Raw genomic sequence first — 15,087 nt, 5'->3', positions numbered from 1 at the left:
CCCCGTGTGCCTGAGTGCGGCTGGTCAGCGCCGCTTGAGCGTCCGGATCACCTCGTAGCAGGCGCCCATGGTGTGGTAGTCCGTCTTGCCGGCCGGGCTCTTTTCGTCGGAGTACTGGCGGTTTTCCCGGGTCAGGATGCGGTACCAGGCGCCGTATTCATGATCGACGAAATGCGACCAGACATAGCGCCAGATGCGGTCGTACCAGTCCCAGTACTGTGACTCGCCGGTGGCTTCGGCCAGCAGCGCCGCGGCGGCAAAGGTTTCCGCCTGCACCCAGAAATACTTGTCGTCGTCGCAGATTGAACCGTCCGGCGCAAAGCCGTAAACGATGCCGCCGTGCACGTCGTCCCAGGCGGTGGCCAGGGCCCGGTCGAACAGGTCTCGGGCGCGGTCGATCATCCAGGCTTCGGGGCGGTGGCAGTGCAGGATCAACAGCAGCTTGGTCCATTCGGTCTGGTGGCCGGGCTGAAAGCCCCACGGGCGGAACAGGTGGCGAGGATCGTCGCGGTTGTAGTCCCAGTCGATCTGCCAGTCGGCGTCGTAGTGCTCCCAGATCAGGCCATCGCCCTGGGCGGCCTGACGTTCGCAGATGTTGCGGGCAAGCGTATGGGCCCGGTCCAGGTAGCGGGTTTCACCGGTGGCTTCGAACGCGGCCAGCAGCGCTTCGCAGGTGTGCATGTTGGCGTTCTGGCCGCGATAGGGCGACAGCACCGACCAGTCGGAATTGGCCTCGTCGGCATAGAGTCCGGCGTCTGCCAGCCAGAAGTGCTCTTCCATCAGATCGAAGGCCTGCCCGATGCCCCTGCGGGCTTCGCCGATGCCGCTTTCGAAAGCCGTGGCGTAGGCCAGCAGGACGAACGCCATGCCATAACAGTGACGGGTGCTGTCTTCCGGCCGGTGATGGTCCAGGGTCCAGGCATAGCCCCGTTGCGCCGGCTCCCAATGCGCCTGTTCGAGATAGGTCAGCCCATGGCGGGCCAGCTCCAGGTAGTCCGGCCGCTTGAAGAAGTGGCCGGCTTTGGCGTAGTTGAAGACGAACCGCGTCGAGCTGACCAGGTGGCGATGGTGCGCGTTGTAGACCGTGCCGTCGTTGCGGAAATACTGGAAAAAACCGCCGTCGGGGTCTTTGCAGCATCCTTCGTAGAACGCCAGGATGCTGCGGATGTGATCGGTCAGGAACGCGGGGTCGCGGAAATTCGGGGTCTCGCTCATGGGGCCATCCGTTGCTGGGTGGATTGTTGTTGTCTGCGCCACCCTATCCTACCGGACACCCGACGTCTGTTGGCCGTTGGGATGACCTGTGTGAAGGGGAGGTGGGCGCTCTCAGCCGCCGTAGCCGTGGCCCGAACGTTTGAAATCGCCCTCCAGGAAACTGCTGGCAAAATCCACGAAAGCCCGCAATTTCGGTGAGATATGGCGAGAGCGGGGGTACTGGATGTTGACGCGCCCCTGATAGCGGCCCTCGATGGCCCAGTCGTCGAGGACCGTCACCACCGTACCCTTGCGCAACTGGGTGTTGACCGTGAAATCGGGAAAGATGCCGATGCCGAAATGGTTGCATACGGCGTCCATGCGGATTTCCGTGTGGTTGACGATGTAGCGGCCGTTGGTCTCCACGGTGACGGTTTCGTCGCCGCGGCGGAATGTCCAGATGTTGTCGGTGACCGTCTCGCCCAGGGACAGGCAATCAAAGTTGACCAGCTCGCTGGGGTGTCTTGGCTTGCCGTGCTGGGCGATGTAGGTCGGCGAGGCGCAGAGCACCGCTTTGACCACGCCCAGCCGCGCCGCCACCAGGCCCTCGATGGGCGTGTCGGTAATGGTGACCACCGCATCGATGTCGTCGTAATGGGGATCGAGGGTGCGGTCCGTCACCACCAACTGCACTTCCACGTCCGGGTAGCGGTTCAGGAAGGGCGGGACGGCATGGCGCAGCACCTGCGCGCAGTACGCCTTGGGCACGCCGATCTTGAGCCGGCCATGGGGTTCCCCATGGGCCTCGTCGGCGATATCCAGGACATCCTGGGCGGAGTCCAGCACCGACTTGCAGTGGGCGAAGACTTTTTCCCCGGTGGCATTAAGGCGCAGGCTTCGGGTGGACCGTTCCAGCAGGCGCACCTTGAGGGCGTCCTCCAGCCTGGAGACCTGGCGACTGACCGCAGACGGCGTGGAACCCAGCTTCTGGGCCGCTGACGTGAACGATCCGGTTTCCACCACCGTCACGAACACGGCCACGTCCTGCATGATCGACATCACGCGATTTGCACTCACTGTGCACAACTCCTTTTCCGTATCCCGGGCTAATCCGATTCGGGTCAGTTAGTTAGCATAACAGTGGACCTATCAGGAAACCTCCCCTGGCTTCCTGCGGTTCTCCCCTCCAATAACACCATGAAATTCAAACGGGAAGGCGTGACGATGAAAAAGCTGCGCAGTGTGACGGATCTGGATTTTGTGTGTGAACGGGTTGACCACGTGGTGGCCCTTTTCAGTGGTGGCCTGGACAGCACTTACCTCCTGAAATTACTCAACGACCGGAACGTGGCCGTCACCGCTGTCGCGGTGGACCTGGGCGACGATCCGGATATTGCGACATTGCACCATGTCGCCGCGAAGTTCGGTGCGCGGCTGCGCATTGTTGATCTCAAGCAACTGTTCACACGGGAAGCGGCCCTGCCGGCAATTCGAGCCCAGGCCCGCTACCTCAGTACCTTTCCAATCAGCTCCTCTCTGTCACGTCCCTTTATAGCACGGGCCGCGGTGGATATTGCCGAGTCGTTGGGATGCGGTGCCATTTTCCACACCGCGACCCAATCGCAGAATAGCCTGCGGCGGCTCAACGGCGCCATCGAGCAGCTCGGGTTCAATGGTTTTTACGGTTCACCCTACGAGTACACCTCCATCAGCCGCAGCGACAAGATTCGCGCGCTCAAGTCGGCCGGACTGATGTCGTTCGAGCAGCGTATCGTCAGCGGTGACAGCAACCTCTGGTGCCGGGAGTTCGAGTCCGGCGTGCTGGATAACCCCGAGGGCTTCAGCGTGCCGGAAAACCTCTACGCCTGGACCCGGGTCGATGCCACTCGCCAGTCGGAATCGACCGGCCACAAACTCTCCATTACGTTCCGCGCCGGCGAACCGGTGGCCGTCAACGATGGTGCCATGGAACCGCTGCCGCTGATCAAGCACCTCAATAACGTGGTGGGCGCCTACGGCATCGGCCGTTTTGCCGGACTGGAGCACCTGGCCGGCGGCGAGAAGGTGCTGGAAGTGCGCGAGGCGCCGGCGGCTCTGGCGCTGATGGACGCCTACCGCCACCTGGAAACCGCAGTGCAGGATTACGAACTGCTGCGGGAAAAACAGGCGCTGGAGCAACTGTGGGTCCGGGAAGCCGTGGAAGGTCGCTGGTACGGCACCTTGCGGGCGTCGATCGACGAGTTCCTGTTGCGTGCGTCCCAGGACGTGTCCGGCAAGGTCACCTACGACCTGTCCGCCGGCACGCTCTGCCTGGAAGCCATCCAGGGCGTCTGCCCACGCTATTTGCGCAACCGCGACGAGTGGGAGGCGCAGACCGCCGCGACGGCCAGCGCCCGCTCACTGGCCGACCTGGAACCGGAAGAGGACGTGCTGCCTCTGGCCACCCGTCTTGCCATGGGAGCCTGACATGAGCGCGCAGGAAGTACCGCTGCCCCGCCAGAACCTGGTGCCGGCAGCGGAGGCGGCCGCAGCCGACCTGATCATCCAGGACTTTGCGTTTGTGCCCGGCCAGACCCTGGCCGGGCTGCTGGACCTGGCGCCCGGAACTTCGGACGCCGAGTGGCGGGCTTTTGCCCATTGCTGGAACCGGCTTACCCGGGATAACTATATGGCCGATCACGGGCGATACCGATACCGACGCTATGGCCGCTTCGAATACCGGGCGGACCGGGACTCGCTAAGGCTGCTGCCGCACCAGCCTTATTCCCAGCCCCTGTCGGTGAACCCGCTGAACGGTGGGATCCAGCGTTACTTCGATCCGCTGGAGGACGTATTCGTGGCCAGCCCGGTGCTGCAACGTCTGTTGCGGACCATGGCCAAAATCTACGCCGCCGCCGACGGATACGCCTCCAACTGGCGTATCCGCCTGCATCCCTACCGGATCCTGGCGGCGACGGAAGCGCCGGGCCGGCCAACGCCGGAGGGTCTGCACCGGGATGGTGTGACCTACATCGCCTCGATGCTGGTTAACCGGCACAACCTGACCGGTGGCGAGACGCGCGTCACCGATACCGAGGGGGGCACCCTGTCGTCAGTCACCCTCGCCGAACCGATGGATCTGCTGTTGTCCGACGACGAAACCACCCTGCATGAGGTCTCGGAGATTCATCCCCTGGATGACCAGGGCCCGGCCTACCGGGACGTCCTGGTGATCGCCTTCGAGCGTATGGAAGCGCTCCTTTAGCACAGGAAAGGATTCAACCATGACACACACACGACACGGTTTTCCGGTGGCCGAGTGCCTGCTGTTGCTGGTCGCTGCCTTCTGGGGCACCAGCTATGGCCTGTCAAAACAGGCCCTGGTTTTCTATCCGGTGATGGGCTTTATCGCCATCCGGTTTCTCGCCACGTTCTTTACGCTGTTGCCGGTGCTGGTGCGGGAGTATCGCGCCGGTGGCGCACGGGACTGGCGGGTCGGCCTGCCGACGGGGCTGATCCTGCTATCGGTCTTTATCTGCGAAACGTTCGGGGTACTGCACACCACCGCCGCCAACGCCGCCTTCCTGATCAGCCTGTGCGTGCTGTTCACCCCGTTTACCGAGTGGTTGGTCCTGCACCAGCGACCCTCGTTCGAGAATGTTGTGCTGGCCGGTGTGTCGTTTGTCGGTGTCGGGTTACTGACCACCGGCAGTGACGTCACGCTGAATATCGGCGACTTGCTGATCCTGTGCGCGGCGGTCCTGCGGGCGCTGATGGTAACCGTGACCCGCAAGGTCACCACCGGTAAGCGGATTTCCACCCTCAGCCTGACCGGTATCCAGTCCGGCGTGGTCGGGGTGGGCGCGCTGGCGGTATTGGCCCTGTCGGACCCGGCCGCCCTCGTTCAACTGCCGATGGATGTGAGTTTCTGGTTGATCGTGGTGTACCTGGTGCTGTTCTGCACCGTCTTTGCCTTCTTCGCGCAGAACTTCGGTGCCCGTAATATCGCGCCCACCCGGGTCTCGCTGCTGATGGGAACCGAGCCTGCTTTCGGGGCGTTGTTTGCGGTCTGGTGGCTGGGCGAGCAGGTCGCCCTGTCCGGCTGGGTCGGCGGCTGCCTGATCATCTTCTCGGCGCTGTACTCCATGGTGCCGAGAACGCCGCGTGGCGTGGTGGCGACCGGTTTGAACTGATTTCAGTCGCCGAGATCGCGGGCCTGGGGGCGAGCGCGCATGGTGTAGATGCGATAGCTGAGGGCCAGTACCAGGCACGTGATCGCCGGTGCGGCGAGGGCCATAAAGTGCAGCGCGGCAAACAGGCTCGCGCCCACGGCGCCACCCAGCACGAAGCCGGAAATGATCAACAGGAAAAGGATCGCCTTGCGCCGGTCAAAGCTCTCGCCGCGCAGGGCGCCGCCCAGCATCAGGCCCAGATCCGTGAAAATACCGGTGACATGGGTGGTGCGTACAATGGCCCCGCTGTAGGTGGTGACCAGGGCGTTCTGGGTGCCGCAGGCGGCGGAGGCAAGGCAGGCCCCCAGGAAGTGCCCGTTTTCGAGCAGGTAGATCGCCGCCAGCAGCAGAACGCCCTCGATCACCAGCAGCGAATCGTAGTGGCGACCCAGCTCCAGGGACTGCCCGGAGAGCATGAATCCCGACAGCGCCGCCCCCAGCAGGAAACTCCCCACGATACCCACCAGGAGCAGGGCACCCGACAGATCGAGTGCGGCCAAAGAGGTGCCGACCGATGTGGCCGTACCGGACAGATGGGACAGTGCCTGGTGGGAGACCCCGAGTAGCCCGATGGCATTGATGCTGCCGGCTGTCAGGGCCAGTACGAACGCGCCGTATTCCACCCACCGTGGCAATCGCGAGGTCATGACATTGCCTCAGGCGGAGGTATCGGCTTGCATGGACCGACCGTCGTCTTCAGCCGGCCGGCGTTTCCAGTAGCCGGCCAGCAACGACCCGGACACGTTGTGCCAGATGGAGAACAGGGCGCCCGGCAGGGCCGACGTCGCCGTGAAGAACTGGTTGGCCAGTGCCACCGCCAGTCCCGAGTTCTGCATGCCCACCTCGATGGCCATGGTGCGTGCCACCCGCTTGCTGAAACCCAAAGCGCGACCGGCCGCATAGCCTCCGGCCAGGCCGATCATGTTATGCAGCACCACTGCCACAATCACCAGGGGGCCCAGCGTGGACAGCTTGCCGGCATTGAGTGCGACCACAATGGCAATGATGAAAACGATGGCGGCCATCGCGAGTGTCGCCAGGGCCGGCTCCACCTGCTTGATCTGGCGTCCCAGGAAATGGTGGATGATCACGCCCGCCGCAATCGGCCCGATCACCAGCTGGGCGATGCTCAGGAACATGCCGGCGACCGGTACGTCCACGGTCTGACCCACCAGCAGCGCGGTCAGCAGCGGTGTGGCGGCAACCGAGATGAGCGTGCTGGTCAGGGTCATGGAGACCGACAGCGCCACGTGGCCGTTGGCCAGCCAAGTAATGACGTTGGAGGCCGTGCCGCCGGCGGTCGCGCCGACCAGTACCATACCGATGGTCAGTTCCGGCGACAGCTGCAGGAACCAGGACACGAACAGGGCGGCCAGCGGCATCACGGTAAACTGCAGCACCACGCCCACACCGACCGGCAACGGGGCCCGGATCACGCCCATGAAATCGTGGCGTGACAGGGTAAGCCCCATGGCAAACATGATGACGCCCAGCAGCAGCTTGATAAGGAAGGCAAAATCGGTGAACCAGGTGGGCTGCCAAGCGGCGACGGCGGCGAAAAGGATCGCCCAGACGGGAAACAGTCGGTTGATGCGTTCGAATACGGGCATGAAGAGTCCTGCAAGGTGGCTAACGGTAAGGCCCTCTGCAGAGGGTTCTGATTGTGGGGTGCAAGCGTACGATATTTGAGCGGCCGGGTCTTGTCCTGGCCATCGCCTGACTCATGCCTGCGGCTGACTGCAGGTGCTTCGCTCGCCAAATCGTCGCCGATCGACGGAGTCGTGTCTATGGGGTCAACGCCGGGCGGCGGCCCAGTGTGGGCAGAGGGCCCATCCACACATGCCGCTCGATTTTCAGGTCGGCCGGCGTCAACTGTTCCGCGACGGGGAGGGTGATGTCTTCCAGTTTCAGCTGTTGGGCGAAGGCGGCGTGCCGGGCCGCCAGCTCACCGTTCTGCGACAGGCGCTCCAGTACCTTCCGGACCCGAGGAACCAGTGCCCGGTGGCGGCTTTCGAGATAGTGATAGACCGGAACGATCTTTAGCGGGGCGCTGACGATGCGAAGGTCTTTCAATCCGTTTCTTTGGATGAAATACGCGCCCACCAGGTCTGAATCCACGGCGACATCAATGCGATTGCGCGCCAGCAGCTCCATTAACTGCTCGGTGGTATTGGTGAGGATCGGCTCGACCGGCAGCGCATCGAGGCCGGACGTCACACCGCGTAGCAGACCCAGACGATAATGGCCGCCCTGTCGCAGCCCGGTGACCCCATCGTTTCGGGCGAAAGCCACCAGCTGCAGTTGGGTCAGGGGAACCTCAATAGGCACGGCATTGGGGATTTGACGATTGAGCCCGGCAGGGCGCGCGATGACACCGTCGACCTGTTGGTCCCGGAGCATGGCCCGGGCCCGCGCAGGGGGTACTTCACGCACCTGGATGCGAATGCCCAGTTCGGCATAGACATCGCGGATCAGGGGAACACCAACCTGGTTCAGCGGATTGCCAGGCATCGCGGCAAAAATGAGAGTGTCCGGTAACGCCTCCTGGGCCTGGGCGGATCGCTCAAACCAAAGCCAACCGGAGACCATGGCCATTGCCAGGGCGAGGATCGCAGGATGCGCTAATGTCACACCCCCCCCCCCCGGGAACATACCCTGATTCGCAGAGAATGCTGTCTAATCATAGTACGTTTACGGGCAAACATCGTCTCAAAAAAGGGGCGACGCTTACGATACACGATGATCGACGGCGCTTATGCCGGTGTGCAGTCCTCCGCCAGCGGCCGCACCATGAGCTCGCGGATGATGTCCACGGGGCAGTCCAGGCCGAGCAGGAAATGCAGCTTGGTGAATGCGGCTTCCGGAGTCAGGTCAAGGCCCGGTAAGACACCCAGGCTGTTCAGTTCCGCGCCGGTTGCATACGCCCCCTGGTTGACCGGACCCTGGTGGCACTGGCTGACGTTGACCACGGTCACCCCCCGATCGATCGCCGCGCCCAGCGCATCCATCAACGTCACATCGGCATTGGGCGGGTTGCCGACCCCGTAACTCTGGAGGATCAGGCCCCGGGTCTGGTCCGGGTCCAGGGCGGCGTCCACCAGCCGTGCGGGAATGCCGGGATAAAGCATGAGCAGCGCGACGGCGTCCGGTTGGCTGTCGGGGAAGGCAAAATCCGGAGTGCCGGGTGCCATCAGCCGGTCCCCATACAGCGCCACGTCAATGCCAATGTGTCCCAGCGGCAGCGCATTGGGCGAATCGAAGGCCGCGAAGGCGGTGCTGTTCACCTTGCGGGCCCGGTTGCCGCGCAACAGCCTGCCCCGAAAACAGAGGCAGACTTCGCTGATACGAGCGTCAGCGGCCAAAAGCAGCGCATGGGTCAGGTTGTCGACGGCGTCATTGCGTGGCTGACCCAGCGGGATCTGGGCGCCGGTGAGGATCACCGGTTTGTTGCATCCGCGCAATTGGTACGACAGCGCCGACGCGGTGTAGGCCATGGTGTCCGTGCCGTGCAGGACCACGAAGCCGTCGTAATCGGACCAGTGCTGCTGCAGTACCTGCCCGATCCGCTGCCAGTCCGCCGGCAGCAGGTTGGCGCTGTCGATCAGTCGGTCCAGCTCGAGCAGATCGTAGCTCGGCAGTATCGCGGCGGCATCCGCGAGTTGCTTGCGGATGCGCGCCTCCAATCCGGCCGCCGGAACGTACCCCTGATCCGACGGCACCATGCCCAGGGTGCCGCCGGTGTAGACCACCAACACCCGGGCCGTCATGCGTCCACCGCGGCTGGCGCCAGCATCGCCTGCGGGCTGAGCAGCCGGTCCAGGGTTTCCGGTGCCAGCAGGCCTTCGCCCAGCACCAGCTCGCGCACCGTCGAGCCCGTGTGCAGGGCCTGTGACGCGATCCGGGTGGCGTTGGCGTAGCCGATGTGCGGCACCAGCGCGGTAACGATGCCGATGCTGTTATCCACATGCCGGGCGCATTGCTCGACGTTGGCGCGGATGTCCCGGATGCAGCGCTCTTCCAGCATGGAGCAGGCGGCCCCCAGCATCTTCATGGCGTTGAGCAGGTTGTAGACGATCATCGGCTCCATGGCGTTGAGCTGGAGCTGGCCGGCTTCGGCCGCGAGGGTCACTGCCAGGTCGCTGGCAATCACCTGGTAGGCGGTCTGGTTCACCGCCTCCGGAATCACCGGGTTCACCTTGCCGGGCATGATCGAGGAACCGGGCTGGCGCGGCGGCAGCAGGATCTCGCCCAGGCCGGTGCGCGGTCCGCTGGAGAGCAGGCGCAGGTCGTTGCACATCTTGCCCAGTTTCACCGCGAAGCGTTTGAGAATGCCGGAGAAGAGCACGAAGGCCCCCATGTCCGACGACGCTTCCACCAGGTTGCTGGCGGACACGATGGGCTTGCCGCTGATCTCGGCCAGGTAGTTTACCGCCAGCGCCTGGTAGCGGGGGTGGGTGTTGATGCCTGTGCCGATGGCGGTGCCGCCCAGGTTCACTTCGCACAGCAGCCGGCTGGCTTCGTGCAGGCGGTCGATGTCCTCGCCCAGATTGACCGCAAACGCCTCGAACTCCTGGCCCAGGGTCATGGGCACGGCGTCCTGCAACTGGGTCCGGCCCATCTTGACGATGTGGGCAAACTCCCGGCCCTTGGCTTCCAGCGAGGCCTTCAGGTTGAGGATCGCGGTTTCCAGCGGCTCGGCGGAGAATTGCACCGCCAGGCAGACGGCCGTGGGGTAGGCGTCGTTGGTGGACTGGGAGCGGTTGACGTCATCGTTGGGGTGCAGGTGCTGGTAGGCTCCCTTGGGATGGCCCAGCTTCTCCAGCGCCAGGTTGGCGATGACCTCGTTGGCGTTCATGTTGGTGGAGGTGCCGGCACCGCCCTGGATCAGGTCCACCACGAACTGGTCGTGCAGGTGGCCCGCGATGATGTCGTCGCAGGCGGCGGTGATGGCGTCGGCCTTGTGCGGGGCCAGGCTACCCAGGTCGCGGTTGGCCAGGGCCGCCGCTTTCTTGACCATCGCCAGCGCCTTTATGAACGGCGGAAAGTGGCTGATCGGCACGCCGGTGATGGCGAAGTTGTCCAGCGCGCGCTGGGTCTGGATGCCGTACCAGGCATCGGCGGGCACCGCCAGATCGCCCAGGAGATCGTGCTCAATGCGGGTGTTCATGGTGTCGTGGCACCTTCGGTGTTCTCGGGTTGGAGTAGGGCGGCACCGGGTGGCGCCGCCCGGATGGCATCAGGACTGGCTCTGAAAGGCGCCGGTTGCCTCGTTACGTTCGCGCAGGCGCTCGACGTCTTCCGGTTCCAGGTCCCAGGCCTTCAGGTCGATGTTCATGTCCTTGAAGTTGCGGGCCTCGAAAATCGGCTGCTCGTTGCCTTCGGCAATCTGACGATCGAAGTCCTTCAGGATGCGCAGGCCCGGCTTGAACAGGCCGATCAGCGCGATCAGGTTGACCAGCGCCAGCAGGCCCATGGTGACGTCGGCGAAGCCGAACACGGTGCCGAGGTCGGTGGTCGCGCCCCAGCATACCAGGCCGATAACGGCCACGCGGAAGGCGTTTGCCAGCGGGCGGTTGGCCGTGCTCAGGAAGTCGACGCTGTTCTCACCCAGGTAGTAGTTGTAGAGGATCGTGCTGAAACCGAACAACAGCAGCGCGATGCTCACAAAGCTGCGGCCCCAATCGCCCACATGGTCCGCCAGGGCGGACTGGGTCAGTGCGACGCCACCGACATCGGCCATGTTGGACGGATCGTAGATGCCGCTCAGCAGGATGATGAACGCGGTGGAGGAGCAGATGATGATCGTGTCGATAAACACCGAGAACGCCTGCACCACACCCTGGTTGGCCGGGTGCGGCACGTAGGCCACCGCCGCCACGTTCGGGGCGCTGCCCAGGCCGGCCTCGTTGGAGAACAGGCCACGCTTGACGCCCATCAGGATCGCCGCACCGATGCCGCCGCCGATCATCGGCTCGAGGCCGAAGGCGCTCTTCACGATCAGGGTGATGGCGTCCGGGATGCGATCGATGTTCATCGCCAGGACGACCGCCGTAATGATCAGGTAGCCGGCCGCCATGATCGGTACCAGCACCTCGGAGACCCGGGCAATCCGCTTGACGCCGCCAAAGATGATCGCGGCCACGATGACGGCGAGGACAATGCCGGTATACAGGACGGGAACACCGAAGGCGTCGCCCACCGATGTGGCGACCGCGTAGGACTGCAGGGCCGTGAAGCCAAAGCCGAAGGTGACCAGCAGGAGCAGGGAATAGATGCCCGCCATCCAGCGCCACTTCGGTCCGAGGCCCCGGGCGATGTAATAGGCCGGACCACCCCGATAGGTGCCGTCCGCTTCCGATTGTTTGTAGGTCTGAGCCAGGGTGCATTCCAGGAAACTGGTGGCCATGCCCATCAGGCCGACGACCCACATCCAGAATACGGCGCCGGGACCGCCCAGGGTAATGGCGACTGCCACACCGGCAATGTTACCGCCACCGACACGACCGGCGATGGACAGCAGCAGCGCCTGGAAGGAGCTCAGGTGACCGTGCTGGTCGCGCTGGAAGGCCTGGCTGGCACTGAGGATTCGGAACATCCGCCCGAAATAGCGGAACTGGACAAAGCGGGACGCGACACTGAAGCCAACGCCGACGGTGATCAGCAGGGCAATGAGTACCTTGCCCCAGAGCAGATCATTGAGGAATTCCAACATAAAGGGCCTCTCTGGAAGTTGTTCTTGTAAACAGGCAACTCATTTAAACAACCGTTGGGGGCTGATAGAATTTTGCGCATTGGCGGCACAGTGGCGCGCTCTGATGCGCTAAGTGCGTCATAGTGCGCCATCGCAGTCTGGCGCCTTACACGCCCACGAGGACCATCGGTTATGAGCGAAGCAGGTGTCCACGAAGACCTGGCGCTGAATCTCCGGCTGCTGTGCAGCTACTACAAGTCCATCGCCGAAGTCTGCCGGCGGCTCAACATCAATCGGCCTCAGTTCAACCGCTATCTCAGCGGCCAGCACCGGCCGTCAGCCAACACCCTGCGCCGGCTTTGTGAGTTTTTCGGGGTGGATGTGCAGGACATCGAGCGGCCTCACCAGGAGTTTGAGCGCCTGGTGCAGGTTCGTCCCCGCGTGCGGCCGGTCGACGATGAACGGTCAGGCTCGGCCGGCCCTCATCTGGACCGGTTGCAGCACGCCGGCGGTTCGATGGATCGTTACCTGGGCTACTACTTCGAGTACTACCTGTCCATGTCGGCGCCAGGCAAACTCCTGCGTAACCTGGTGTGCCTGGAACAGCGCGACAACCAGGTGGTCTTCCAGCGTACGGAGCGGATGGAGCCAGTTGCCGGCGAGCCGCCTTGCCACAACCGCTATCAGGGCATGGCCTACCTGCTGAGCGACCGCTTGTTCCTGGTGGACTACGAGACCCTGAACCGCCACGAAATTACCCAGACCATCCTGTTCCCCAGCTTCCGCAACCGGGTGACCCGCCTGACGGGCATCAAGATCGGTGTGTCCGACAACAGCCAGCGCATGCCGTGTTGCGCCCGGGTGCTCTACGAATACCTCGGGCCCAGCGTGCAACTGAGAAAAGCCCTTCGGCTGTGTGGCTTGTACCGCACCGACGATCCCCGGGTGGACCAATCCATCCTGGATGCAGTCAGTAACGACATGGCGCCGGGCGAGATGCTGTTCCGGGCCCGCCACTGAGCGCCCCGACGAATCCTTAACAATCGTTATTTGGCGGTACGAAAGTCGCCCGATAGACTGCGTTTTCCCGTTCACTGAAGACGTTGATTTATGCGCGCTATCAAACGCTATTCCCTGATCATCCTCGGTACGCTGATGCTGTCCGCCTGCGGCGGTCCGGAAACCCCACAGGAGGTGTCAAAGGCCTTCTGGCAATCGGTCATCGAAGGCGATGCCGGCGAGGTCGCGGATCTGTCGACCCTGGATGATGAAAGCCGCTTCGACGGGTTTGGCCAGGACTGGCAGGGTGCCACGGCCTCGTCTGGCCGGATCGTGATTGAAGGGCCAACCGCCCGGATTACGACCCGGATCAAGGGGCTGAAGGACCAAGACGACAAGCCACTGGAAACCACAACCTATCTGGTCCAGGAGGACGGCGACTGGCGGGTGGACTACGCCCACACCAAAGAGGCGTTCACCAACCGGCCGCTGTTCGACCAGATGATGCGCAAGCTGGAGGACTTCGGCGAGCAGATGCGCAGCAGCTTCTCGGAATCGTCGGACAAGGCGGCCAAGGACATCGAGCGCATGTCCGAGCAGCTCAAGGACCGGATGGCTACCGCCAATGAGGATGTCTCGAAGCAGATGGACGACTTCGCCGAGAAACTCGACGAGGCCATGGAGGCATTGTCCGAGTCCATCAGCAATGCCCTGGAAGACAATCCCCAGGCGGCCCCCCAGGATCGTCAGACCCTGCAGCAGGCGGTGATTCGACTGGATGAGAATCGCGAAGAGCTGGACGATCCCACCGTTCAGTCCGTCGCCGACGGCAGCAAGGCGCTGGCCCAGGTGCAGCTGTCACTGAATCGGCTTGGAGATCGTTTTGCGGCTTACCAGAAAGCGTGGGGCGAGCAGGTTGAAAAGGTCGAACAAGAGATGACCCGGTTCACCCAGGGGTCCTGATTTCCGTCCCCTGACGATGCCCGACGCCCCCCATTCGCAGGGCGCCGGGCATGGGATCACTCCGCCGTTTCCAGCTTGTCCTGGGTGCGCAGCTCGAAGTCGCTCGCGTCATGCCGCTCGTGCAGCTGCTGATCGGGCTCCCCCCAGGTGCGGTTGACGATCCGGCCCCGGCGCACGGCCGGCCGCTTCGCAATCATCTCCGCCCAGCGCACCACATGGGTGTAGGTGTGGGCTTCCAGGAATTCCGCCGCGTCATACACCTTGTTTTTCACCAGCGCCCCATACCAGGCCCAGATCGCCATATCGGCGATGGTGTACTCTTCACCCGCAATGTAGGTGTGCTCGGCCAGTTGGCGATTGAGCACGTCGAGCTGGCGCTTCACCTCCATGGCGTAGCGGTTGATCGGGTATTCGTAGCTTTCCGGCGCGTAGGCGTAGAAATGCCCGAAGCCGCCACCGAGTAGCGGTGCGCTGCCCATCTGCCAGAACAGCCAGGACAGGCATTCGGTCCGGCCCGCCACGTCTTCCGGGATAAACGCCCCGAATTTATCCGCCAGGTACAGCAGGATACTGCCGGATTCGAAGATCCGCTGCGGCGGATCCATACTGTGATCGACCATGGCCGGGATCTTGGAGTTGGGGTTGGCGTCGACAAAGCCACTGCCGAACTGATCGCCATCCAGGATGCGAATCGGCCAGGCGTCGTACTCGGCCTCACGGATACCGCGCTCCAGCAGCTCTTCCAGCATCACGGTAACCTTCACGCCATTGGGCGTCGCCAGCGAGTACAGCTGGAGTGGGTGCTTGCCAACCGGCAGGGCCTTGTCGTGGGTCGGGCCTGCGATCGGACGGTTGATGCTGGTGAATTTGCCGCCGCTCTGGTTATCCCATTTCCAGACTTTGGGTGGGGTATAGGTTGAGTCGCTCATCACTGCCCTCTGTGTCGGTTCGATGCCTCATAGTGCCCATAGGGCCGGAGTGAGACAAGCTGTCGGGTTTCTGCAAACAACAAGGTACGACCAGCGCCGG

Annotated in this window: 14 protein-coding genes; 5 read left to right on the top strand and 9 right to left on the bottom strand. The window is 63.4% G+C overall.

Translation table 11 applies throughout. The features are described 5' to 3' along the window. Window positions 1–24: 24 nt before the first annotated feature. A complete protein-coding gene (locus tag EB809_RS06615) occupies window positions 25–1,215 on the bottom strand; it encodes an AGE family epimerase/isomerase (RefSeq protein WP_123634032.1) in 1,191 nt (396 codons plus the stop codon). Window positions 1,216–1,326: 111 nt separating this feature from the next. Beyond that, on the bottom strand, window positions 1,327–2,271 hold the full coding sequence (locus EB809_RS06610; protein ID WP_123634031.1) for a LysR family transcriptional regulator: 945 nt from the start codon (window positions 2,269–2,271) through the stop codon (window positions 1,327–1,329). A gap of 147 nt (window positions 2,272–2,418) precedes the next feature. Here EB809_RS06610 and EB809_RS06605 point away from each other — a divergent pair, with 147 nt between their 5' ends. From EB809_RS06605 to EB809_RS06595, 3 genes are read left to right on the top strand one after another with little or no spacing between them, the layout of a single operon-like run. Then, the gene (locus tag EB809_RS06605; RefSeq protein ID WP_123634030.1) at window positions 2,419–3,660 is read left to right on the top strand and encodes an argininosuccinate synthase-related protein; all 1,242 of its coding nucleotides are present in this window, start codon (window positions 2,419–2,421) and stop codon (window positions 3,658–3,660) included. Window position 3,661: 1 nt separating this feature from the next. Beyond that, on the top strand, window positions 3,662–4,438 hold the full coding sequence (locus EB809_RS06600) for a 2OG-Fe dioxygenase family protein (protein ID WP_123634029.1): 777 nt from the start codon (window positions 3,662–3,664) through the stop codon (window positions 4,436–4,438). 19 nt (window positions 4,439–4,457) lie between these two features. Beyond that, complete coding sequence (locus EB809_RS06595; RefSeq protein ID WP_123634028.1) at window positions 4,458–5,366, top strand: DMT family transporter; 909 nt, start codon at window positions 4,458–4,460, stop codon at window positions 5,364–5,366. Between the two features lie 2 nt (window positions 5,367–5,368). Here the strand turns inward: EB809_RS06595 and EB809_RS06590 are convergent, their stop codons facing one another. The 6 genes from EB809_RS06590 to EB809_RS06565 all read right to left on the bottom strand — a co-directional run bounded on the left by EB809_RS06590 (window position 5,369) and on the right by EB809_RS06565 (window position 12,117). Further along, entirely contained in the window at window positions 5,369–6,052 is a 684-nt protein-coding gene (locus EB809_RS06590) for a YoaK family protein (protein WP_123634027.1), read from the bottom strand. A 9-nt stretch (window positions 6,053–6,061) separates the two neighbouring features. Then, entirely contained in the window at window positions 6,062–7,015 is a 954-nt protein-coding gene (locus EB809_RS06585) for a bile acid:sodium symporter family protein (protein ID WP_123634026.1), read from the bottom strand. Between the two features lie 175 nt (window positions 7,016–7,190). Beyond that, entirely contained in the window at window positions 7,191–8,036 is an 846-nt protein-coding gene (locus EB809_RS06580) for a substrate-binding periplasmic protein (protein WP_190294842.1), read from the bottom strand. A 122-nt stretch (window positions 8,037–8,158) separates the two neighbouring features. Continuing rightward, entirely contained in the window at window positions 8,159–9,172 is a 1,014-nt protein-coding gene (locus tag EB809_RS06575; protein ID WP_123634024.1) for an asparaginase, read from the bottom strand. Further along, window positions 9,169–10,572 (bottom strand): aspartate ammonia-lyase, encoded by a 1,404-nt coding sequence (locus tag EB809_RS06570; protein ID WP_123634023.1) that lies wholly within the window; start codon window positions 10,570–10,572, stop codon window positions 9,169–9,171. Before EB809_RS06570 ends, EB809_RS06575 begins: the two co-directional genes overlap by 4 nt. Before the next feature lie 69 nt (window positions 10,573–10,641). Continuing rightward, window positions 10,642–12,117, bottom strand: a complete 1,476-nt coding sequence (locus tag EB809_RS06565) for an alanine/glycine:cation symporter family protein (protein ID WP_123634022.1) — start codon at window positions 12,115–12,117, stop codon at window positions 10,642–10,644. Window positions 12,118–12,288: 171 nt separating this feature from the next. Between EB809_RS06565 and EB809_RS06560 the strand changes: the two genes are divergently transcribed. Together EB809_RS06560 and EB809_RS06555 are read left to right on the top strand one after the other, a co-directional pair. Next, complete coding sequence (locus tag EB809_RS06560) at window positions 12,289–13,116, top strand: helix-turn-helix domain-containing protein (RefSeq protein ID WP_123634021.1); 828 nt, start codon at window positions 12,289–12,291, stop codon at window positions 13,114–13,116. Between the two features lie 90 nt (window positions 13,117–13,206). Continuing rightward, the gene (locus tag EB809_RS06555; RefSeq protein ID WP_123634020.1) at window positions 13,207–14,058 is read left to right on the top strand and encodes a hypothetical protein; all 852 of its coding nucleotides are present in this window, start codon (window positions 13,207–13,209) and stop codon (window positions 14,056–14,058) included. A 56-nt stretch (window positions 14,059–14,114) separates the two neighbouring features. On the opposite strand, the gene yghU is transcribed toward EB809_RS06555, so the two are convergent. Continuing rightward, window positions 14,115–14,987, bottom strand: coding sequence for a glutathione-dependent disulfide-bond oxidoreductase (gene yghU / locus EB809_RS06550; RefSeq protein WP_123634019.1), 873 nt, complete (start codon window positions 14,985–14,987; stop codon window positions 14,115–14,117). Window positions 14,988–15,087 lie beyond the last annotated feature (100 nt).

The organism is Marinobacter sp. R17 (genome assembly GCF_003789045.1).
Classification (GTDB): domain Bacteria; phylum Pseudomonadota; class Gammaproteobacteria; order Pseudomonadales; family Oleiphilaceae; genus Marinobacter_A; species Marinobacter_A mangrovi.
This window is presented reverse-complemented; position numbering and strand designations above follow the sequence as displayed.